Genomic DNA, 21,824 nt, shown 5'->3' with positions numbered 1-21,824 from the left:
CAGCGCATCGAAGGAGTTGAGCCGCCGTGGCGATCCGTGTCGAGGTCCATCTGCCCGGCGGCCGTCAGGTTCACGCCGGCGAGCTGGACCTGCATCTCAACACCGGTGGGGCGCTGGTCGGCAGCACGTTCCGGTACGACGACGCCTACCTGCGCGCGCCGGGCGCGTACGCGCTGTGCCCGGAACTGCCGCTGACGCCCGGGCCGATCCCGTCGGCGGGTGACCGGCCGATGTTCGGCACGTTCGCCGACTGCCAGCCGGACCAGTGGGGGCGCACCCTGCTGTTCCACGCGGAACGGAACAGCGCACGCGCCCAGGACCGGGCGTCGGTGCGGCTCACCGAGAAGGACTTCCTGCTCGGGGTGCAGGACGAGACCCGGCTCGGAGCGTTGCGGCTCTCGCTCGACGGCGGTGAGACCTACCTGGCACCGCCGCGCGCGGACGTACCGGAACTCGTGGAACTGCCGTCGCTGACGGAGGCGGCGGACGCCGTCGCCGAGCATCGCGGGTCGGACCAGGACCTGCGGCTGCTGGTCGCCGCCGGCACGTCGATGGGCGGCGCCCGGCCGAAGGTCACCGTGCGCGACGCGGACGACGAGCTGTGGATGGCCAAGCTTCCGCTGCGCACCGACCGCTGGGACGTCCAGGCCTGGGAGTACCTCACGCTGCGGCTCGCGTCGCGGGCCGGGATCGAGATCCCCGTGGCCAGACTGCACCGGGTGGACGGGGCGAACGGACGCCACAGCATCCTGCTGACCCGGCGGTTCGACCGACTGCCCGCCGGCGGGCGGATCGGGTTCCTGTCGGCGGAGTCGCTGGTGCAGAAGGCGTTCTTCGAGACGATCGACTACCGCACGCTCGCGGAGACGCTCGCGGACCACTCCGGACGGCCGAGCGCGGACGGGCACGACCTGTTCCGGCGCGTCGCGTTCACCCTGCTCGTGCGCAACGTGGACGACCACCTGAAGAACCACGGGTTCCTGCGCCGTAACGACGGCTGGTCGATGGCGCCGCTGTTCGACGTGAACCCGGACCCGTTCTCGGTGGCGGAGTCCACGCCGCTGCGACCGATGGGGAACCAGATCGACCGTGAGGTCCGCGTGCTGCTGGAGACCTGCGGCTCCTACGGCCTGCGGCCCGAGGACGCGCGCCAGGTGGTCGCCGAGGTCTCCGCCGCCACCGCGGGCTGGGCGGACCTGGCCCGCGACCTGTCACTGCCCGAGGGCGAGATCAGTCTCATGGCCGAGGCCTTCGAGAACCCGAACCGCAGCGAGGCCCAGGGCCTGGCGGCCTAGCCCCGGTGGCCCGGCGTGGCCCGCCCCGGCCCGGGGCGTGTCAGTGGCGAGCGCTACGCTGTTCTCAGCCCATCCGCCCCTCCGCAGGAGGAAAGTGGGCCAGTTGTCGTGTGCCCACCCGGTCTCGGGGCGCGTGTCATCGCTCCACGTCGCCGCACCCCACCTCCACGCCCCACCTCCACACCCTGCTGTAAGGACCCTGATGCATCTCACCGGTCTGCTCCCGCTCCTGCTCGACGATCCGGGTGCCGCGGCCGCCGTCGAGCACGTCGGCACACGCGGCGAGGCCGACGTCGTCGGACCCGTCGGGGTGCGGCCGCCCCTCCTGGCGTCCGCCTCCGAGAGGCGGCCGCTGGTCGTGGTCACCGCGACCGGGCGCGAGGCCGACGAGCTCGCCGCAGCCGTCCGCGTCTATCTGCCCGAGGGGCGTGAGGACGACGTCGCGGTCCTGCCTGCCTGGGAGACGCTGCCGCACGAGCGGCTCAGCCCGCGCGCCGACACCGTGGCGCGGCGCCTGGCGGTCTTCCGACGGCTTGCCCACCCCACCGAGGAGTCCGGCATCGCGGGGCCGGTCCGCGTGCTCGTCATGCCGGTCCGTGCCCTGCTCCAGCCCGTCGTCGGGGGGCTGGGTGAGCTCGCCCCGGTGTCACTGGCAGACGGTGACACGGCTGACCTCACCGACATCGCCCAGCGCCTTACCGACGCCGCCTACACGCGCGTGGACATGGTCGAGCGCCGCGGCGAGTTCGCCGTGCGCGGCGGCATCCTCGACGTCTTCCCGCCCACCGAGGACCACCCGCTGCGATGCGAGTTCTGGGGCGACGAGATCACCGAGATCCGCTGGTTCGCCGTCGCGGACCAGCGCTCGCTGGAGATCGCCGAGCGCGGCCTGTGGGCGCCGCCGTGCCGCGAGATCCTGCTGACCGACGCCGTCCGCGAGCGCGCGGCACGCCTCGTCGAGTCCCTTCCGGGTGCCGCCGAGATGCTGGAGAAGGTGGCGGACGGATCGCCCGCGGAGGGGATGGAGTCGCTGGCACCCCTGCTGGTGGACCGCATGGTGCCCGTGCTCGACCTGGTGCCCGACGACACATTGCTGGTGCTCAACGAGTCGGAGCGCGTGCGGCGCCGCGCCCACGACCTCGTGGCGACCACCCAGGAGTTTCTCGAGGCCGCGTGGGTGGGGGCGGCCGCGGGAGGTTCGGTCCCGCTGTCGGGCGATGGTGGGGCGGACCTGTCGGCGGCGTCGTTCACGACCCTCGCCGAGGCCCGCACCATCGCTGCCCGCCGTGGGCTGGGCTGGTGGACGCTGTCGTCGTTCGGCCAGGACACGGAGCTCGCACAGCTGTCCGGCGACGCCACGGCCGCCGTGGACGCGTCCTCCGCCAGGGAGGGCCGTCCCGGGTCCCCCGACCCGTCGGCGGCCACCGGGGCGGGTGCGCCTTCCTCCGCGCCGTCTGACCACGATGCGAGCGGGTATCTCCCGAGCTGGCTGGCCGGTGCGCAGTCCGCGGGCGGTCCTGCGCAAGGGTTGGCGGATGGTGGATCAGGGTCCGCGATCGCCTCGGGCGGAGAGGTGTTCACCGTCGGCGCGCGTGACGTCGAGTCCTACCGCGGCGACTTCGCACGAGCGCTGCGCGAGGTCGACGCCCTGCAGAAGTCCGGCTGGACGCTCGTGCTCACCACGGAGGGGCACGGCCCCGCCAAGCGCATGAGCGAGCAGCTCTCGGATGCGGGTACCGCGGCCCGCCTGGAGTCCTCCTTGCCGACCGCGCCGGAGGCCGCCGTCGTCCACGTCGTGGCAGGCGGGGTCGGCCGGGGCTTCGTGGTGCCGGAGCTGCGGATCGCCGTCTTCTCCGACCAGGACCTCACCGGGAGGGCCGGCGGGACCGGCACCCGGGACATGCGCAAGATGCCGAGCCGGCGCCGGAACGTCGTCGACCCGCTGCAGCTGCGGGCGGGCGACTACGTGGTGCACGAACAGCACGGGGTCGGGCGGTTCATCGAGATGGTGCAGCGCAGCCTCGGCGGGGGTGCGAACGGTGCCACGCGGGAGTACCTGGTCATCGAGTACGCGTCCTCCAAGCGTGGCCAGCCGGGCGACCGGCTGTTCGTGCCGACGGACCAGCTCGACCAGGTCACCAAGTACGTCGGCGGCGAGGCACCCAGCCTGAACAAGATGGGCGGCGCCGACTGGAAGAACACCAAGGCGCGGGCCCGCAAGCACGTCAAGGAGATCGCGAGCGAACTCATCCGGCTGTACTCCGCGCGCATGGCCACCCAGGGTCATGCCTTCGGCCCGGACACCCCCTGGCAGCGCGAGCTGGAGGACGCGTTCGCCTACGTCGAGACGCCGGACCAGCTCGCCTCCATCGACGAGGTCAAGGCGGACATGGAGAAGCCCGTCCCGATGGACCGGCTGATCTGCGGTGACGTCGGCTACGGCAAGACCGAGATCGCCCTGCGCGCCGCGTTCAAGGCGGTGCAGGACGGCAAGCAGGTCGCCGTGCTCGTGCCGACCACCCTGCTGGTGCAGCAGCACTTCGAGACCTTCTCCGAGCGGTACGCCGGGTTCCCCGTCACCGTGAAGGCGCTCAGCCGCTTCCAGTCCGACAAGGAGTCCGAGGCGGTCGCGGACGGGCTGGCCAAGGGCACCGTCGACATCGTCATCGGTACGCACCGGCTGATCACCGGGTCGGTCCGGTTCAAGGACCTCGGGCTGGTGATCGTCGACGAGGAGCAGCGGTTCGGCGTCGAGCACAAGGAGACGCTCAAGCAGCTGCGCACCAACGTGGACGTGCTGGCCATGTCGGCCACCCCGATCCCGCGCACGCTGGAGATGGCGGTCACCGGGATCCGTGAGATGTCCACCCTGGCGACGCCGCCCGAGGAACGGCATCCTGTCCTCACGTACGTGGGTGCCTACGAGGAGAAGCAGATCGCCGCCGCGCTGCGCCGCGAGCTGCTGCGCGAGGGCCAGGTCTTCTATGTGCACAACCGGGTCGAGTCGATCGGCCGGACGGCCGCGCGCCTGAACGAGCTCGTGCCTGAGGCACGGATCGGCGTCGCGCACGGCAAGATGGGCGAGCACCAGCTCGACCAGGTCATCCGGGCCTTCTGGGAGAAGGAGCTCGACGTGCTGGTCTGCACCACGATCGTCGAGACCGGCCTGGACATCTCCAACGCGAACACCCTCGTCCTGGAGCGCGCCGACGTGCTCGGGCTCTCCCAGCTGCACCAGCTCCGGGGGCGCGTGGGGCGCGGACGGGAGCGCGCGTACGCGTACTTCCTGTACCCGCCGGAGAAGCCCCTCACCGAGCAGGCCCACGACCGTCTGGCCACCATGGCGGCACACACGGACCTCGGCGCCGGCATGCAGATCGCCATGAAGGACCTGGAGATCCGCGGTGCCGGCAACCTGCTGGGCGGTGAGCAGTCGGGCCACATCGCGGGCGTCGGGTTCGACCTCTACGTGCGGATGGTCGGCGAGGCGGTCGCCGCCTTCCGCGGCGACCGCGAGGAGGAGGTGCCCGACGTCACCATCGAGCTGCCGGTCGACGCCCACCTGCCGGAGGCCTACATCGCCACCGAGCGTCTGCGGCTGGAGGCCTACAAGAAGATCGCCGCCGCTCACGACGACGCGGCGCTCGGCGAGGTGCGGGCGGAGCTCACGGACCGCTACGGCGAGCTGCCGGAGGTCGCCGCCGCGTTGTTCGACGTGGCCGAGTTCCGTAACCACGCCCGTGATGCCGGTCTCACCGACGTGACCGCCCAGGGCAAGTACATCCGGTTCGCGCCGGTGGAGCTGGCGGAGTCCCAGACGCTCCGGCTCAAGCGCCTCTATCCCGGCACGATCCTCAAGCCGGGCATCCGCGCGATCCTCGTCCCGTTCCCGACGACCGCGCGCCTGGGCGGGCGCCCCCTCCGCGGCGCGGAGATCCTCAACTGGGCGAAGCAACTGGTCGACGCAGTAATCCTGGGCGAGGTCGCTGCGGCAGCGAAGGCGGGGACGGCTCGCTGACGTCAGGTCGCCGATGCGGTCACGACCGCATTGCCGGAGAATCCGTTTCGCGCACAGAAGTCGGCGACAAAGCCGGCCAGCCATCCGACACCTTCAAACGTCCAGCCCTGAAATTCGCACCGGATACTGACTGCACCTCGTGACGGACCGTCCCAGAAGTGATCGGCGACCAAGACCGGGACCTCGACTGAATCCACCTCCGTCACCAGAGCTTCGCGGAGAAGCGGCGCGGCGAGCTCGTGAACGCTTTCGGCCATGTTCCGCGCGAAGTTTCGGGGCATCTCGGCCGGAAGACTGATCTCGATCTTCGCCGGGACAGGATCGGACTGCGCCAGCACCTCACTCATGGCGAGCCAGCCCATACCTTCAACGCTGGGCGCGAGCGCCATATCGCGCCGACGCCCGACATCGAGAAGCTGAGTGGGCAGGACGAACTGAACCGCCCGAAGCCGGAACTCACTCTGCCGCATCGCGACGACGTCACCGATGCAGCGGAGCAGCGCTTGAGTGGGCAGCGCACCACCAACGGGAAGAGGTTCGACGCCGACATGGAACCAGTAGTCAGCAGGAGGCCCGGCCACCCCCTCGGTGACCGAACCAGTGCCGGCATCGTGGAGCGCCCAGAGGCCTCGCGTCCCGACGTGCTCCTCGAAGCCGTCACGCCATTCGATCACTCCGCGGGTGTCGAGCCACCCCATGGACTCCGAACGCCTGTGAAAGAGGGAATACTCGTCCTCGTCGCCGGCCGAGGGCGCACGACCGCCGGGATCGCCGAACAGCGCCACGACCACCGAACCGGGGGCTTCAGGTTCGGTGGTCGTAGCGCCGCATGATGGAGCAAAGTCTTTCGTCAACCCGACCGGTCCAGTTCTTGGTTTACGCGGCAAGCAACGTCATTCGTCCTACGCGCGACCTCCGGCGTATCGACTTCCCAATCGACATCGACACTGACGTGAGCCCGCCAAGACACCCTCTCACGCGTATCGCAGTCCTCGTGTGCCGTCACCCGGTTTCCGCTGCCACCCCCAGGCCTCAACTTCGTGTTGGGCGAGCAATCCTTCCGCTCCCAGTACCCCTCAGTCCCACTTGCGTTTCTGTAGTACTCGTACAGGCAGACGATTACATGAGCAGTGTCACCAACGTGGCCGAGTTCCGTAACCACGCCCGTGATGCCGGTCTCACCGACGTCACGGCACAGGGCAAGTACATCCGGTTCGCGCCGGTGGAGCTGGCGGAGTCCCAGACGCTCCGGCTCAAGCGCCTCTATCCCGGCACGATCCTCAAGCCGGGCATCCGCGCGGTCCTCGTCCCGTTCCCGACGACCGCGCGCCTGGGCGGGCGTCCTCTGCGCGGCGCGGAGATCCTGAACTGGGCGAAGCAGCTGGTCGACGCAGTAATCCTGGGCGAGGTCGGCGCGGCAGCGAAGGCCGGCACGGCGCGGTAGAGGCGTGACGCCCCGCGCGCGACCGCGGCGCGGGGCGTCGTCGGGCGGCATCACCAGGTGGTGTCACCCGCGCCTCATCCCTGGGTGGCGTACCCGCGCGATGCGCCGCGACGAGCAACGGGCACCCGGCCGGGTCGCGAGAGCCCGTGGGCGTCCCCTCGCTCGGCAAGGGGGACTTTTCCCCTCGATACGATCACGGACGATGTTCACTGCGGCTCCCCACTCGGCATCCAGGTCCGACACCGCCCGTGCCGCGCGTTCACGCCTCGCGTGGGCCGACGCCGCACGCGGTCTGGCGATCTGTCTCGTGGTGCTGTACCACTCGACCAACTGGACCGCGGCCACCGGCTACGACGTCAGCTTCCTGCGGGAGTTCGACGAGCCGCTGCGCAGCCTGCGCATGCCACTCTTCTTCATGGTGGCGGGCATGTTCGCCACGAAGTGGGTCGCGGCCTCGTGGTCCACGCTGCTGCGCGGCAAGATCTTCTGGTTTGCCTGGGTCTTCGTGCTCTGGGAGCCGGTCAGCCTCGTGATCCGGTTGTCCACCGGGTACTACGAGGTGGCCGGCGCCGACTGGTCGACCCTGGCCGGGGACCTGGCCTGGTCGCTGCTCATCCCCCGCTCGGAGCTCTGGTTCATCTGGACGCTGGCAGCCTTCTTCGTCCTGGCCCGGCTCCTACGACCCGTCCCGGTCCGGGTGCAGCTGCTCGCGGCCGCCGTCGTCAGCGCCTGGGCCCTGGCCGGCTGGGAACCCGAGAGCATCGCCTACCGCGGCACGGCGCAGTTCGCACTGTTCTTCCTGGCCGGGCTGCATCTGCGCCCGCTGGTCGAGGCCTACGCCGACCGGCTGCGGTGGTGGTCAGGACTGCTGACCGTCTGCGCCTGGTACGGCGTGACCTGGATGGTGCAGGCCGCCGGCCTGGAGTCGGTCCCGGGTCCCTACCTGGTGGCCAACCTCGCCGGAGCGCTGGCGGGGATCGCGATCAGCGTGGCGCTCGCCCGCTACGTGCCCGGGCTCGGCTGGGTCGGCACGCGGACCCTGCCCATGTACGTCACCCACACTCCGTTGATCCACACGATCCTGTGGGTCTACTGGTCGAACGGGATCTGGATCCCCGCCCCGCAGTCGCAGTGGATACCGGTCTTCATGTCGATGACCGTCGCCGCCGCCGCGCTCACACTGGACGCTCTCACGCAGCGCATCGGCCTGGGCTGGGTGTGGGGCCCACCCCGCCGCTGGCTCAGCGCCCCGTGAGGCACGAACCCGACGACAACCGGGCTTACAGGGGTCAATGACATGACTCTTCCGATACACCCCTTTTCTTGTTAAAGTCGGAGTCAATTGCGGGGTCGTGCTCGCGCGGCCTCCCGGGCGCCGACAACGCCGTCGGAACCCGTTCCGACCGCAGGAGGCGACGTGCGACGTCCACGACGAACGGCAGCACTGACCGTCACAGCTCTGATGACCGGCCTCGCCACGACGGTGGCGGCGCCCGCCACGGGCGCCGTCCCGGATCCCGTGCTCCCCACCCCCGAGTCCGAGGTCAACATCACCGGGCTGCCCTTCACCGGCACCACGCCGGACGGCTCCGTGCGCGGCTACATCGACGCCCACAGCCACCTGTTCATGGAGGACGGCATCGGCGGCGCAGCCGTCTGCGGCAGCGTGTTCTCCGAGAACGGCATCGCCGACGCCCTCCAGGACTGCACCGCGCACGGGCCCCACGGCGGCACGGCCCTGCTGGAGAACCTCACACGCAACGGTTCCCCGTTCGGCACGCACGACACCACCGGCTGGCCGACCTTCGCCGACTGGCCCGCCTACGACTCCCTCACCCACCAGCAGATGTACTACCGCTGGGTGGAGCGCTCCTGGCGAGCCGGACAGCGGGTGCTCGTGAACCAGCTGACCAGCAACGGCCTGTTGTGCTCCATCAACCCGGGCACCTATCAGGACTGCGACGAGATGGCGGCGATCCGCCTGCAGATCGCCGACGCGTACGCGCTCCAGGACTTCGTCGACGCGCAGTACGGCGGACCAGGCGAGGGCTGGTTCCGCATCGTCACGGACAGCGACCAGGCACGCGACGTGATCGCCGAGGGGAAGCTCGCGGTGGTGCTCGGCGTGGAGACGTCCGAGCCGTTCGGGTGCAAGCAGACGCTGCGGGTCTTCGACGGGTGCAGCCGCTCGGACATCACCGCCGGCCTCGACGAGCTGTACGGGCTGGGCGTGCGGTCCATGTTCGTATGCCACAAGTTCGACAACGCGCTGTGCGGGGTGCGCTTCGACTCCGGGTCCACCGGCACGATCGTCAATGCCGGCCAGTTCCTCAGCACCGGCACCTTCTGGAACGCGAGATCGTGCCCGGCGGACGAGCCGCACGACAACAATCCCGGCAACGTCGAGCTGCCCGACGAACTGGACTGGTTGCCGGTCCCGCCGCGCTACCCGTCCGGCACCGTGTGCAACGCCTACGGGCTGACCTCGAAGGGCGAGTTCCTCGTCGAGGAGATGATGCGGCGCGGCATGCTGATCGAGGTGGACCACATGTCCGCCAAGGCGGCCGACCGCACGCTGGAGATCCTCGAGGAGGCCGGCTACGGCGGCGTGCTGTCCACCCACTCCTGGACGGACGAACGGTACCTGGACCGCATCTATGCCCTGGGCGGGTTCGTGACCATGTACGGGCACGACACCGAGGATCTGATCGCGGAGTACCGGCGCACGGCCGACGTGCGGGCCCGGTACGACATCACGGGGGTCGGGTTCGGCTTCGACATGAACGGCTTCGGCGGCACACCGGACCCGTCGGACGGCCGCGTCACCTACCCGTTCACCTCGCTCGACGGCGGCTCGACGCTGGACCGCCAGGTCACGGGTGACCGGGTGTGGGACGTCAACGCCGACGGCGTCGCCCACTACGGCCTGGTGCCCGACTACCTGGAGGACCTCCGCGTCACGGGCGGAGAACCCCTGGCGGACGACATCCTCCGGGGTGCGGAGTCCTACCTCCGCACCTGGGCGACGGCGGAGTCGGACGCCACCTCCTGAACCGCCGGACCAACACCTGCGCCCGGATCGTCCCGGTCCGGGCGCTCGGCCGGTCCGCTCAGGCCCTGGCCGGGTGGAACTTGCCCTGAGCTGTCAGAAGTCCCTCCGTGACCAGGAGCTCCACCGCGTCCGCGGCGTCGTCCACGAAGATCGGGAGGTCCTTACGCTCCGTGGCGGTGAAGTCCCGCAGCACGTAGTCGGCGGTGTCCATCCGGCCCGGCGGACGGCCCACGCCCACGCGGACGCGGTGGTAGTCGCGGGTGCCGAGCGCCTTGGTGATGTCGCGCAGCCCGTTGTGCCCGCCTTCGCCGCCGCCGATCTTCAGCTTGATCGTGTCGAACGGGATGTCGACCTCGTCGTGCACGACGGCGACCTGGCCGGGCTCGATCCCGTAGTACTGGGCGAGCGCGCTCACCGGGCCGCCCGACACGTTCATGTACGTGGACGGCTTCGCCAGGATCACCCGAGGTCCTGGCCGTCCACCGGGCAGCATCCCGAGCCGCACCTCGGCGACGGCAGCCTGCGCCCGCCCGTGCCGCGCGAACGAACCACCCGTCCGCTCGGCCAGCAGGTCCAGGACCATGTGGCCCACGTTGTGCCGGTTCCCGGCGTACTTGGGCCCGGGGTTCCCGAGCCCGACGACGAGCCATGGCTGGTCGGTCATCGATTCCTCCGTCCGGGGCGGCGGTCCGCCGGGTAGGGACTCACACCGGCCGACGACGGGGCTCGCGCGCGAAGAACGCCGAGGTAGCAGGTGGTGCGGCAAACCTACTACCTCGGCGTTCCGGCACAGGGCGGTGCGAGGTCACGCGGTGCACGGCCTCACGGCGGCGGCACCCACCCACGACCCGACGTCCGGTGTGATCGGAAGTGCCGGGAGGATCAGCCCTCGGAGGAGCCCTCGGCGCCCTCGGCCGCCTCGCCCTCGCCTTCCTCGGCGGCGGCCTCGCCACGCGGCTCGGTGATCAGGACGACGGCCTGCTCCGGGTCCGTCAGCAGCGACGAACCGGCGGGCAGCACGATGTCCTTGGCGAACACGTGGGAACCGGCCTCGAGGCCGTCGATCGACACGTCCACGGACTCCGGCAGGTGCGTCGCCTCAGCCTCGACCGACAGCGTCTGGGACTCCACCAGGTGGATGGTGCCCGGGGCGGACTCGCCGGTGAGGTTCACGGTGATGTCGACGGCGATCTTCTCGCCGGCCGCCACGACCAGCAGGTCGATGTGCTCGATGATGTTGCGGACCGGGTCGCGCTGCACGTCCTTGGCGACGGCGAGCTGGCCCTTGCCGTCCAGCTCGATGCTGAGCAGGGCGTTCGAGTGGCGCAGCGCCAGCATGGAGTCATGCCCCGGCAGCGTCACGTGGACCGGGTCGGTGCCGTGGCCGTACAGCACGGCGGGAATCTTGTTGTCGCGGCGGATACGGCGCGCGGCGCCCTTACCGAACTCGGTGCGGGTCTCGGCGACGAGCTTGATCTCGGACACGGCAGTTACTCCTGAAGGTGATGTCGGACTATCTCGGGTGGGCGGCTGCGTCGGCGTGGGACATGTGACGGACGCAATGCGCGCGAACTCGCTGCGTAGCGGTTGGCCCTGTGGGTCACCGACTCACCGCCCAGTCGATCACGGACTGCGGCGCGTGCGGAAGATGAAGATACCGTCGCGGCCGTCCGACGTCCCTCGCCGAGGCAACCTGACTACTGTACCCGCTCGTCGGCACCGGACGCACCGAGAACGTCGTTCCCGGGCTGTGAGGAAGGCAGCGAGGAGTCCCCCAGCAACGGCTGGGTCCGCCGTGGGCGGTACACCACCTGTGCGTGGAAGACGAACCGCAGCAGGAACGCCACCACCAGCATGAGCGCCTGCACCAGCACCGGCCAGAGGCCCGAGACCTCCACGACCCACCACAGGATCGGCAGCCGGACGGCCGCCTCGGTCCCGTTGAAGGCGAACGAGTGCGCCAGGCGCGACCAGAACCCGTGGCGCCCCTCGGCACGCAGGTCGCGGAACACATACCGCTCCTGGAGGGCGAAGTTCACGCTGATCGTGACGACGGCGGCGATGACGGCGGCAGTCAGGTAGTACACGCCGAGCGTCGTCAGGGCCCACAGGATCAGCACGTTCCACACCGCGCCCATCCCGCCGATGATCGCGAACCGCGACATCCGCCCGAAGCGCAGTGACGCGAGCTGTTCCAGGTACCGCATGCCCATCCGCAGGGTCGCCTTCGAGCTGCCGGCGTACCGCTCGCCGAACACGAATGGTTCCTCGCCGACGGCGAGCGTCCGCTTGCCGCGCGCCAGCACCTCGAGCAGGATCTTGAAGCCGCGCGGCCGCAGGCCGTCCAGGTCGAGCGCGGCCAGCCGCACCGCGAAGAACCCGGTGAGCGGGTCGGTCACGTTCCGCAGCCGCAGCGGGAACATGGAGCGGGCGAGCAGGGCCGACGTGGAGGAGACGGCCCGCCGCCAGTACCCGTCGAGCCCGCCGGCGTCCCCGCCGCCGATGTATCGCGACGCGACGACGACGTCGAGCCCGCCCTCCTGCCCCCGGCTCGCGAGCACCGATGCCAGCTCGGGCGGATGCTGGAGATCACCGTCCATCACGACGGCCCACTCGGTCCGGACGGACCGCAGCCCCTCGACCACGGCGCCGCTCAGGCCGCCGTCTGCCTTCTCACGGTGGATCAGGCGGACCGGGAGACCGCCGTGGGCCGCCTGCTCGCCGGCGACCCGCTCGATGATCGACGGCGTGTCGTCCTTGGAGTCGTCGACGAAGAGGACACAGGAGCCGGGAGAGCCCGCCAGCGCCTCGTCCAGGCGCCGGACGAGCTCGGCGACGTTCGGCCCCTCGTTGAACGTGGGGACCACGACAGTGATGGCCACGGCGCCTCCTGGGCAGGTCTGTGTCATAGAACAGTCCACCCTCTACCAGGTTCGAGTCAACTCCCGAGGAGGACTGAACCCTTTAACACGTCCGCCCGTCAGGCGTTCCCGTCGAACAGGCTCGTCACGGACCCGTCCGTGAAGACCTCCTTGATGGCGGTGGCGATCAGCGGAGCGATCGACAGGACGGTCAGGGACTCGAACCGCTTGGACGCCTCGATCGGCAGGGTGTCGGTGACCACGATCTCCGTGGCACCGCAGTCCGCCAGACGCTGCGGCGCCGGGCCGGACAGCACGCCGTGCGTGGCCGCGACGGTCACCGACCGCGCGCCCGCCGCCATGATGACCTTGACCGCCTCGGCGATCGTGCCGCCGGTGTCGATGAGGTCGTCGACCAGGACACAGTCCTTGCCCTCGACGTCGCCCACGACGCGGTTCGCCACGGCCTGGTTGGGGCGCGTCACGTCGCGCGTCTTGTGCACGAAGGCCAGGGGCCCTCCGCCCAGCTTGCTCGCCCAGATCTCCGCGACCCGGATGCGGCCGGCGTCCGGGGACACGACGGTCACGTTGTCCACGTCCACGCGTGTGCGCACGTAGTCGACGAGGATCGGCATCGCCCACAGGTGGTCGACCGGCCCGTCGAAGAACCCCTGGATCTGCGCGGTGTGCAGGTCCACGGACATGAGCCGGTCCGCACCCGCGGTGGCCAGCATGTCGGTCATGAGACGCGCCGAGATGGGCTCGCGGCCCCGTCCCTTCTTGTCCTGCCGGGCGTACCCGAGGAACGGCGCCACGGCCGTGATGGTGTGCGCGGAGGCCCGCTTCGCGGCGTCGACCATGAGCAGGTGCTCCATGATCCACTGGTTGATCGGCGCGGTGTGGGACTGGAGCAGGAAGATGTCGGCCCCGCGGATGGACTCGCTGAACCGCACGTAGGTCTCGGTGTTGGCGAAGTCGTAGGCGCTGACCGGAAGCAGGTCGACGCCGAGCTCCTTGGCCACGTCCTGCGCCAGCTCGGGGTGCGCGCGCCCGGACGCGACGACGAGCGGGCGCTGGATCTGGCGGAGGGCGGTGCTCATATCAGTGGGCCTTTCGTTCCTGATCAGGGTGTCCGACGCCGGACGTGGTGCTGTGGTCTGTCGCGCCGGGATCGGCGGCCGCCGCGGCCTCCGCCGCGGCGGTGCCGGGCCGCCTGCGCGCCACCCAGCCCTCGATGTTGCGTTGTTCGGAGCGCCCGACGCCCAGCGCGCCCGGCGGCACGTCCTTGACGATCACCGAGCCGGCCGCCGTGTAGGCGCCGTCGCCCACGGTGACGGGCGCGACGAACATGTTGTCCGCCCCGGTGCGCGCGTGCGCGCCGATGACGGTGCGGTGCTTGTGCACGCCGTCGTAGTTCACGGTGACCGACGCCGCTCCGATGTTGGTGTGCTCGCCGATCTCGGCGTCGCCCACGTAGCTGAGGTGCGGCACCTTGGCGCCCTCGCCGATCCGGGCGTTCTTCGTCTCGACGAACCCGCCGATCTTGCCCTTCGGGCCGAGCACGGTGCCGGGACGCAGGTAGGAGTACGGGCCGACCTTCGCGCCGGCACCGATGACGGCGAGCTCGGCGTGCGTGCGCACCACGGTGGCGCCGTCGTGCACCTCCGTGTCGCGCAGCGTGGTGTCGGGGCCGATCGTGGCTCCCTCCCCGACCGTCGTGGCACCGTGGAGCTGGACGCCGGGCAGGAGCGTCACGTCCGGGGCGAGCTCGACGTCGACGTCGACCCACGTCGTTCCCGGGTCCACCACCGTGACCCCCTCACGCATCCAGTGCTCGAGGGTGCGCCGGTTCAGCTCGGCGCCGAGCGTCGCGAGCTGAACCCGGTCGTTGACGCCCTCGACGGACATGGTGTCGTCCGTCATGACCGCGCGGACCCCACCGCCCTCCTTGCGGGCGAAGGCGATCACGTCGGTCAGGTACACCTCGCCCTGCGCGTTCGCGCGGTCCAGGCTCGCGAGCCCGCGCCGGAGGGTCGCCGCGTCGAAGACATAGGTGGAGGTGTTGATCTCGCGCACCTCGAGCTGCGCGGGCGTCGCGTCCTTGTGCTCGACGATCGCCTCCACGGCGCCGTCCGCCCCCCGGACGATCCGTCCGTAGCCCGTCGCGTCGGGGACCTGCGTGGACAGGATCGTGACGGCGTCGCCCTGGGCGTGGTGCGTCGCCAGCATCTGGGCCAGCGTGCCGCCGTCGAGCAGCGGCACGTCGCCGGCGAGCACGACCACCGCTCCGTCGATCTCGCCCAGCGCCTCCATCGCGCACTCGACCGCGCGGCCGGTGCCGGGGACCTCGTCCTGGTCCACGACGCGCGCCGCGGGGTCGAGCTCCGCGATCGTGGCGGCCACGAGGTCGCGCTCGTGCCGCACGACGACGGCCAGCTCCGCGGGGTCCAGCTCCCGTGCGGCGGCGATCGCGTGCCCGACCATCGGCCGCCCACCCACGGGATGGAGGACCTTCGGGAGGCGGGACTTCATCCGTGTGCCCTGCCCGGCGGCAAGAACGACGACGGCGGCCGGACGGTGTGTTTCCGTGCTCACGCTCCGCCCCCAGGGCTCGAACCTGGACCATGGGCACCAAAAACCCGTGTGCTGCCGATTACACCAAGGCGGACCGGTGCACCGGACGACGCGCCCGGCCGCCGCCAGGATGCGGGCTCACCGACCTCTGACAGCATGCAACACCACTATCAGGGAAATGCGAGGCCCGCTCCCCGAGCACGGGGGCCGCCGTCGTGCACCGTGCCCTAGTCTGCCAGGTCGCCAGGGGTGGGTGCGGCTGCGGGCCGTGTCGCACGGGACACACGGCACAATGTTCACCATGGCACCCGACTCCCGACGCACGCCGCGACCCCGCATGACCGCGAGTCAGCGTCGCGAGCAGCTCCTGTCCGTGGCACGCGAGCTGTTCGCCTCCAAGGGGTTCGACGGTACGAGCGTCGAGGAGATCGCGGCACGCGCGCAGGTGTCCAAGCCCGTGGTGTACGAGCACTTCGGCGGCAAGGAGGGGATGTACGCGGTGATCGTGGACCGCGAGGTCCAGGAGCTGACGGCGGCTCTGACCGGCGCCCTCGATTCCCGCGGACACCCCAAGGTGCTGGTGGAGCGCACCGCGCTCGCCCTGCTGGACTACATCGAGGAGAGCGAGGACGGGTTCCGGATCCTCGTGCGCGACTCGCCGGTGGCGCAGGCGACGGGAACCTTCTCGAGCCTGATCGGCGACGTCGCCACGCAGGTGGAGCACAAGCTGACCAAGCAGTTCCGGATCAACCGGCTCGATCCGCGCACGGCTCCCCTGTACGCGAACATGCTGGTCGGCATGATCGCGCTGACCGGCCAGTACTGGCTGGACAACCGTGCCACGAAGAAGTCCGAGGTCGCGGCGCACCTGGTGAACCTGGCGTGGAACGGGCTGAGCCGCATGGAGAAGAAGCCGGCGCTGCTGCAGACGCGGTAGCGGACGGAGCACGCTCCACACCGGGCATCACCTAGCACATCCAGCAGCACGACACGCGCAGAACGTGACCGTTGCATCCTTGATCGTCCCCTCAATACCATGCGGATACGGCCTGCGGGATAGAGGTGGGCCGGTCGACGATGCCTGCCCCACTTCGAGAGGGACTCCAGACACATGGCCCGCGAGAACCGTGCGACGCTCGCCGCCGAGCTGATGGACGCTTCGGCTGCACACCTCGTGTTCCCGGGGGGTGACGAGCCAGGCGAAACCGCGCGGGTGCGCGACGGCGCGGCCCCGGTGCCGCGCCGGTGAGCGGCGGATTCACCGGCACCGATGGCCTGATCGACGCGTCCGCGTTCCCGATCGCTTCGGGTGACCTCGACCTCGACTGGCTCGTGGACCAGGCCGCCCACCTCCGACGGATCGGCGCCGCGACCGGAGAGGCCGCGCGCCGTGTCGCCGTCCTGTGGGGTGGTGTGGCAGACCACTACTCCGCGCCCGAGGCTCCGCGCATGTACCGGGCGATGGATCCGGTCGAAGCCCGCGGTGAGCACGAGCAGCAGGTACACCTCGCCGGGGCGAGGCACATCGATCACCTCGCCCACGAGCTGCGGCCGCTCAAGCAGAAGCTGCAACGCATCGAGTTCGAGGCCGACACGTTCCGCAACCAGGTTGTCTCGGGAGTGTGGGTCGGAGCGGACGACGTGGCACGTGGGCTGGTTCTCCTGGAACCGGCCGAGCTGGCCGGCTGGTACGACGGGGCCCGGACCGGGGCCTGGGTGACCTGGGCGAAGCACCGGCCCTCGATCGAGCGCAACGAGGAGCTGATCGCGGACGGCGCCCACGTGACCGGACAGATCCGCGCCGCGGCCGAGGACCTCGAGCGCCGGCTACGTGAGCTGACACCCGGGGATGCGGGCCAAGGCATGGTCGGGCGCGGCTCACGCCACGGCGGTTCGCTCGCGGCTTCCGGCACCGACCCCGCGGACATCTCGTGGTTCGTCCCCGACCAGGAATGGGTCGACGGGGCCACCCCCGCCGAGATCCGCGGATGGTGGGACGGCCTGGATCCCTGGCAGCGGCGGGCGCTGATCGCAGGGATCCCGCTTCTCGTCGGCAATCTGAACGGGATTCCGATGGGGTCCCGCGCCGAGGCGAACGAGATCAACCTGCGCAACGAGATCGCGCGGCTCGAAGGGGAGCTCGCGCGGCTCGACGACGTGCCCTCCCCGGCCGTCGGCGAATCGCTGGGTGGATGGCTGGGGCGCGTGTTCGCGATGAAGCGACAGCGCGACGATCTTCGTGCGGCAATCGACTCCTATGCCACGTACCTCGACCTGCCGGAGCCCAGGGACCGGTACGGGTACGACGCCGACGGCGAGTACGCCAAGATCGGCACGACCACGCGTGCGCAGGTGATCGCGTTCGACCCGGCGAAGGACGCGATCGCGACATACAACGGCCCGCTCGACGAGCACGGCGACATCCCCGGCTGGGTCAAGAACATCGCGATCCATGTGCCCGGCACCACCACCAAGGTGGAGTCGTACGACGGTACCGACCTGCGGGGGTACCAGATGTACGACGCGGCGAACAGGGCCAAGCTCGGTGCGGAGCCAACGGCGATCATCACGTGGGCCGGTGGCCGTCTCCCACAGCACGTGGACGCCGCCTGGGACGGGTACTCGCGCGACCTGGGTCCGAAGCTGGCCGATTTCGCCGCGGGTGTCCGCCGGTCCGAGGACTCGACGCTCACCGTCACCGGGCATTCGTACGGCGCCGCGGTGGTGGGCCATGCCGAGGCCGCCGGCCTCGAGGCCGACCGGATCCTGTACGTCGCGGGAGCGGGCCTGGGCAACGACGACGAGGCCGTGGCCGACTTCCCGCGCACCGGCGACAAGCCGCACTACTCGATGATCGCCCGGAACGACCTGGTCACCGGTTCCTCGCAGAACGCCGATCTGGGACACCTGGGTCACGGCGCCTCCCCGCAGGACGACCCGGACGTGGTGCGCCTGGAGACCGGGTTCCAGGAGGCCGGGGACGAGGACAGCGGAACCATCGAGGACCTGAACCCGATCGGCGCCCACTCGGGCGTGTACACGGTCGGTTCGACGTCGTTCGCGAACATCGTTGGCGTCATCACCGGCACACAGGTCGAGCTGTACGCGCCTGATCGGGTGATCGGCACGACCTACGACAGCCAACCCATCGTCGTCGACGGGACCCTGGACCCCGGCTACGAGCCGAACACGGTCGACGTCACCGAACTCGAGGAACGGCAGGCCACCCCATGACCCCATCAGTCCGGAGCCGGCGGACCGGCCTCGCCGTCCTGATCGCCACCGTCCTGACCCTGACCACGGCCTGCGGCGCGTTCGGCCCGAGGAGCGGCGTGACCATCGAAGAATACGAAGCCCAGACCGAGGCACTCGCCGCCACTCTCGCCGCCACCATCGACGACGTGCCACGCGACCCCGACGGACCTGACGGCCCCAACGACATCATCAGTAACCAGGTGACCCTCGTCGATGCCGAAGGCGGGGCCCGGAAGGAACACCCCTGGAAGTACTGTGTGCTGGACGGCACCTTCACCTTCGCCAAGGACAGTGGAACGAGTTCCGAACAAGCCGCCGACTCCATGGCGGAGGTTCTGCGGGCTGACGGCTGGAACGAGGACGAGCACACGGTTCACGAATCGGGCGGCGGATACGAGTTCCGCCGCCCGGACGATGACAACTCCACCGGCTGGTATGTCGAACTCAGCTTCGGGCGGGGCGACCGCGGGACGCGGCAACTCACGATCACGATCGCCAGCCCCTCGACCGACGCCAGTGACGGCAGCGCGGCGGCCGCCGCCGAGTTCGAGGACGCCGCGACGCGCCTGGAGCTGGCCCTGGACGGCCTCGACGACCAGGTACGGGCCGCCCGGCTTCCCGCGTTCCTGGCCGGGGACAAGGCCGCCTACCTCGACGGCCTCGAGCGCTGGAAGGCAGCAGCCACCGAGGTCCGCACCGTGATCCGGCTCGTGCGGGCGTCCCTGCACTCGGAGTCCGGCGTCGGCGTCGGCGTCGGCGTCGGCGTCGCCCATGGTTCGCCCGGTGGTCGGCGATGACCGGCTGGAGCATCGAGCCAGGCCCCGTCCGCAAGGTTCTCGAAGAGGTCGAGGCCGAGCAACAAGCATTACGGAGAATCATCCGGAGCGCCGAGGCGCACGACACCACCAGCACCACTCCCGGAGCGGAGGCGATCGCCGAATTCCTCCGAGGCCGGGTGCCTGGCCTGGAATGGGTCGACACGCAGATCACCAGAGTCGTCGACGCGACGTCGGGCGCGCTCCAGGCCTACGACGCCGGCGACGAGACGGCGGCCGGCATCTACCAGCGCGCGGCGTCCACCGTCGGCGCGCCGACGCCCCAGCCGCACCCGCACGCACAGGCACCGCTCGGGCCGCCAACGCCCCAGTGATGAGCGGGTCCGCCGGTCCCGACACCTGTCCGGCGCACGCCGATGCCGCGCATCGACGGTCAAGACTCTTGATATCAAGACACTTCGGGGTAGTCTCTCGCCATGGAGGAGTCCACCAGCGGGCCGATGCCGGCGTCGCACGACGACGGCCCTCGGGGTGCCGGACCCGGTGCGGCCGAGCCGGTCACCGCGGAGTTCGACGTCACCCCGCACGACGAGGTCGACCGCATTGTCGCGGCCTGGCTGCAGGAGAGGCCCGACCTCGACCTGGAGCCGCTGACGGTGTTCAGCCGGATCTCGCGGCTGGCCCGCCACCTCGACCTGGCCCGCCGTCGCGCGTTCGCCCGGCGCGACCTGGAGACCTGGGAGTTCGACGTGCTCTCCGCGCTGCGTCGCGCCGGCGAGCCCTACCGTCTCTCCCCCGGCGCGCTCGTCCAGCAGACCCTCGTCACCAGCGGCACGATGACGAACCGCATCGACCGCCTCACCGGCCGCGGCTTCGTGGAGCGCCACCGCTCCCCCGACGACCGCCGCGGCGTCCAAGTGGAGCTCACGCCTGCCGGCCTGAAACAGGTCGACGCCGCGATGGCCGATCTCCTCGCCGTCGAGGCGCAGGTCCTCGGCGCCCTGGACAAGGACCACCGTCCGCTCCTCGCCGGCCTGCTGCGTACCCTGTCGACGCAGTTCGAGAAGTAGGAACGAGCGGCCAGGCAGTTTCGGCCGGACGGGTCACTCACGCCGCGCCGCGGGACGACGGGAACGAACCAGCCGCCCGTTCGGGAGCGCCGCCTCCGGTGCGATGCCGCCCGGGCAGCGTCGCCACCGCCAGGATCACTCCCATGAGCGTGAGCACGGCGAGGACGAGCGCCAGCGGCGCGTTCCAGCCGCCCGTGGCGTCGTGCACGGCGAACATGACGGACGGGCCGGTGAACGCGATGACGTACCCGATCGCCTGAACGGTCGCGGCCATCCGCCGGGCAGCGACCGGGCTCCCCGCCCGCTGCGCGACCAGCGTGAAGATCACCGCGAAGTTCCCGCCCTGCGCGAGCCCGGCGAGGGAGCACCACACGGCCCACCCTCCCGGCGCGAACAGCAGCCCGAGAGGCAACGACAGCCAGCAGGCCGTCACGATCCCGGACGCCACCCCGAGCGGGAGCCGCAAGGCGTGCGTGACGGGCAGCACCAGTGACCCGAGGATCGCCAGCCCCTGGAACAGCGACGCCGCCACGCCGGCTTCGGCGGGAGTGAACCCGATCCGGTCGCCGAGCAGCTCAGGCAGTGCGCCGGTCACCGCGAAGTAGGAGAACGACTGTCCGACGAACGCCATGGCCAGCAACCAGGTGATGGGCCGGCCCCACACACGCTCGGTCGGACGCGCCGACGTCTCCCGGGAAGCCTCCGCCGCGTCGGCGGCCTGCGCCCCCGGGGCCGCCGCGTCCCGACGCGATGCGGGGCGGTCGCCGTCGGACACGCCGTCGCCGGTTCTGCCCCTGATCACCCATGCCCAGTGGATCAGCGCGACCACGGCCAGGACCGACCAGGCCGCGAGCGCCGCCTGCCAGCCGAGCCAGGCGGCGAGCGGCACGGTCAGGGTCGTGGTGAACACGGAGCCCAGGTTCATCGAGGCCGTGTAGAGGCCGGTGGCGACGGCGGCGCGGCCGGCGAAGTCGTGGACGACGATCACCGGCGCGGCGACGTTGCCGATGGTGATCGCCGAGCCGATGACGACGGTCCCGGCCACGGCGACCCATACGCCGGCCGGCCCGGTGGCGGCGGAGCGCAGCAAGGTTCCGGCCAGCACGCCGCCGACGGCGAGGGTCATCGCCCGGTAGGGGCCGATCCGGCCGATGATCCAGGAGGCCACGGGCGCGAACGCGGCGAAGCACAGGATCGGCACCCCGGTGAGCAGTCCCGCCTCGACCGCGGACATCCCGAGCCCGGCGGCGACGTCGGACAGGACGGGCGGGACCGCGGTGATCGGCGCGCGGAAGTTCAGTCCGACGACGAGCAGCGCGACGAGCAGCGCGCTGGTCGAGACGACACGACGCGAGACGTCCGGGGAACGCGAGACGTCCGGGGAAGGGGTGGTGCTCACGTCGAGCCATTGTGTCCGACGGCGGCTGTGTCCGGGCACGGCGTCCGGGGAGGGCCTCCGGGCGCGATGCCCGGGCATGG

Annotated in this window: 16 protein-coding genes, 1 tRNA gene and 1 pseudogene; 10 read left to right on the top strand and 8 right to left on the bottom strand. The window is 70.7% G+C overall.

What is annotated here, in order from left to right:
* Positions 1–26: 26 nt before the first annotated feature.
* Together HGK34_RS04635 and mfd are read left to right on the top strand one after the other, a co-directional pair.
* Positions 27–1,295 carry a type II toxin-antitoxin system HipA family toxin gene (locus HGK34_RS04635; protein WP_201845405.1) on the top strand — a complete coding sequence of 423 codons (1,269 nt, stop codon included), beginning with the start codon at positions 27–29 and terminating at the stop codon, positions 1,293–1,295.
* Positions 1,296–1,497: 202 nt separating this feature from the next.
* Positions 1,498–5,313, top strand: a complete 3,816-nt coding sequence (gene mfd / locus HGK34_RS04630) for a transcription-repair coupling factor (RefSeq protein ID WP_201845404.1) — start codon at positions 1,498–1,500, stop codon at positions 5,311–5,313.
* 2 nt (positions 5,314–5,315) lie between these two features.
* Here mfd and HGK34_RS04625 read toward each other — a convergent pair whose 3' ends face one another.
* Complete coding sequence (locus HGK34_RS04625; protein ID WP_201845403.1) at positions 5,316–6,098, bottom strand: hypothetical protein; 783 nt, start codon at positions 6,096–6,098, stop codon at positions 5,316–5,318.
* Positions 6,099–6,454: 356 nt separating this feature from the next.
* Here HGK34_RS04625 and HGK34_RS04620 point away from each other — a divergent pair.
* The 3 genes and pseudogenes from HGK34_RS04620 to HGK34_RS04610 form a co-directional block, all read left to right on the top strand.
* Positions 6,455–6,757, top strand: a pseudogene (locus HGK34_RS04620) (hypothetical protein); the annotation flags it as partial.
* Positions 6,758–6,959: 202 nt separating this feature from the next.
* Positions 6,960–8,012 carry an acyltransferase family protein gene (locus HGK34_RS04615; RefSeq protein WP_201845401.1) on the top strand — a complete coding sequence of 351 codons (1,053 nt, stop codon included), beginning with the start codon at positions 6,960–6,962 and terminating at the stop codon, positions 8,010–8,012.
* A 162-nt stretch (positions 8,013–8,174) separates the two neighbouring features.
* Complete coding sequence (locus HGK34_RS04610; protein ID WP_307815758.1) at positions 8,175–9,809, top strand: Coagulation factor 5/8 type domain-containing protein; 1,635 nt, start codon at positions 8,175–8,177, stop codon at positions 9,807–9,809.
* Positions 9,810–9,867: 58 nt separating this feature from the next.
* Here the strand turns inward: HGK34_RS04610 and pth are convergent, their stop codons facing one another.
* The 6 genes from pth to HGK34_RS04580 form a co-directional block, all read right to left on the bottom strand.
* The gene (pth, locus tag HGK34_RS04605) at positions 9,868–10,473 is read right to left on the bottom strand and encodes an aminoacyl-tRNA hydrolase (RefSeq protein WP_201845400.1); all 606 of its coding nucleotides are present in this window, start codon (positions 10,471–10,473) and stop codon (positions 9,868–9,870) included.
* 218 nt (positions 10,474–10,691) lie between these two features.
* Entirely contained in the window at positions 10,692–11,294 is a 603-nt protein-coding gene (locus HGK34_RS04600) for a 50S ribosomal protein L25/general stress protein Ctc (RefSeq protein WP_201845399.1), read from the bottom strand.
* 212 nt (positions 11,295–11,506) lie between these two features.
* Complete coding sequence (locus tag HGK34_RS04595) at positions 11,507–12,691, bottom strand: glycosyltransferase (protein ID WP_201845398.1); 1,185 nt, start codon at positions 12,689–12,691, stop codon at positions 11,507–11,509.
* Between the two features lie 98 nt (positions 12,692–12,789).
* Positions 12,790–13,770 carry a ribose-phosphate diphosphokinase gene (locus HGK34_RS04590; RefSeq protein ID WP_201845397.1) on the bottom strand — a complete coding sequence of 327 codons (981 nt, stop codon included), beginning with the start codon at positions 13,768–13,770 and terminating at the stop codon, positions 12,790–12,792.
* Position 13,771: 1 nt separating this feature from the next.
* Complete coding sequence (glmU, locus tag HGK34_RS04585) at positions 13,772–15,265, bottom strand: bifunctional UDP-N-acetylglucosamine diphosphorylase/glucosamine-1-phosphate N-acetyltransferase GlmU (RefSeq protein WP_201845396.1); 1,494 nt, start codon at positions 15,263–15,265, stop codon at positions 13,772–13,774.
* Position 15,266: 1 nt separating this feature from the next.
* Positions 15,267–15,338: transfer RNA gene (locus HGK34_RS04580), tRNA-Gln, on the bottom strand.
* A gap of 243 nt (positions 15,339–15,581) precedes the next feature.
* Here HGK34_RS04580 and HGK34_RS04575 point away from each other — a divergent pair.
* From HGK34_RS04575 to HGK34_RS04555, 5 genes are all read left to right on the top strand, one after another.
* Positions 15,582–16,181, top strand: coding sequence for a TetR/AcrR family transcriptional regulator (locus tag HGK34_RS04575; RefSeq protein ID WP_201845478.1), 600 nt, complete (start codon positions 15,582–15,584; stop codon positions 16,179–16,181).
* 308 nt (positions 16,182–16,489) lie between these two features.
* Positions 16,490–18,478, top strand: a complete 1,989-nt coding sequence (locus HGK34_RS23450; protein ID WP_201845395.1) for an alpha/beta hydrolase — start codon at positions 16,490–16,492, stop codon at positions 18,476–18,478.
* A complete protein-coding gene (locus HGK34_RS04565; RefSeq protein WP_201845394.1) occupies positions 18,475–19,296 on the top strand; it encodes a hypothetical protein in 822 nt (273 codons plus the stop codon). Before HGK34_RS23450 ends, HGK34_RS04565 begins: the two co-directional genes overlap by 4 nt.
* Positions 19,293–19,649 carry a DUF6507 family protein gene (locus tag HGK34_RS04560; RefSeq protein ID WP_201845393.1) on the top strand — a complete coding sequence of 119 codons (357 nt, stop codon included), beginning with the start codon at positions 19,293–19,295 and terminating at the stop codon, positions 19,647–19,649. Before HGK34_RS04565 ends, HGK34_RS04560 begins: the two co-directional genes overlap by 4 nt.
* Before the next feature lie 102 nt (positions 19,650–19,751).
* Complete coding sequence (locus HGK34_RS04555) at positions 19,752–20,345, top strand: MarR family winged helix-turn-helix transcriptional regulator (RefSeq protein ID WP_244666399.1); 594 nt, start codon at positions 19,752–19,754, stop codon at positions 20,343–20,345.
* A 37-nt stretch (positions 20,346–20,382) separates the two neighbouring features.
* Here the strand turns inward: HGK34_RS04555 and HGK34_RS04550 are convergent, their stop codons facing one another.
* The gene (locus HGK34_RS04550; protein ID WP_307815756.1) at positions 20,383–21,744 is read right to left on the bottom strand and encodes an MFS transporter; all 1,362 of its coding nucleotides are present in this window, start codon (positions 21,742–21,744) and stop codon (positions 20,383–20,385) included.
* Positions 21,745–21,824: the final 80 nt, after the last annotated feature.

It is taken from the genome of Myceligenerans indicum, assembly GCF_016742955.1.
GTDB classification, from domain to species: Bacteria; Actinomycetota; Actinomycetes; order Actinomycetales; family Cellulomonadaceae; genus Myceligenerans; species Myceligenerans indicum.
Note: the sequence above shows the minus strand (reverse complement) of the source record. Positions and strands in the feature narration are given on the sequence as shown.

Bases quoted from the DNA above. Each gene is read 5' to 3' on its own strand.
- mfd (WP_201845404.1), top strand. From the start codon at position 1,498: ATGCATCTCACCGGTCTGCTCCCGCTCCTGCTCGACGATCCGGGTGCC.
- HGK34_RS04615 (WP_201845401.1), top strand. From the start codon at position 6,960: ATGTTCACTGCGGCTCCCCACTCGGCATCCAGGTCCGACACCGCCCGT.
- pth (WP_201845400.1), bottom strand. From the start codon at position 10,473: ATGACCGACCAGCCATGGCTCGTCGTCGGGCTCGGGAACCCCGGGCCC.
- HGK34_RS04590 (WP_201845397.1), bottom strand. From the start codon at position 13,770: ATGAGCACCGCCCTCCGCCAGATCCAGCGCCCGCTCGTCGTCGCGTCC.
- HGK34_RS04575 (WP_201845478.1), top strand. From the start codon at position 15,582: ATGACCGCGAGTCAGCGTCGCGAGCAGCTCCTGTCCGTGGCACGCGAG.
- HGK34_RS04565 (WP_201845394.1), top strand. From the start codon at position 18,475: ATGACCCCATCAGTCCGGAGCCGGCGGACCGGCCTCGCCGTCCTGATC.
- HGK34_RS04560 (WP_201845393.1), top strand. From the start codon at position 19,293: ATGACCGGCTGGAGCATCGAGCCAGGCCCCGTCCGCAAGGTTCTCGAA.
- HGK34_RS04555 (WP_244666399.1), top strand. From the start codon at position 19,752: ATGGAGGAGTCCACCAGCGGGCCGATGCCGGCGTCGCACGACGACGGC.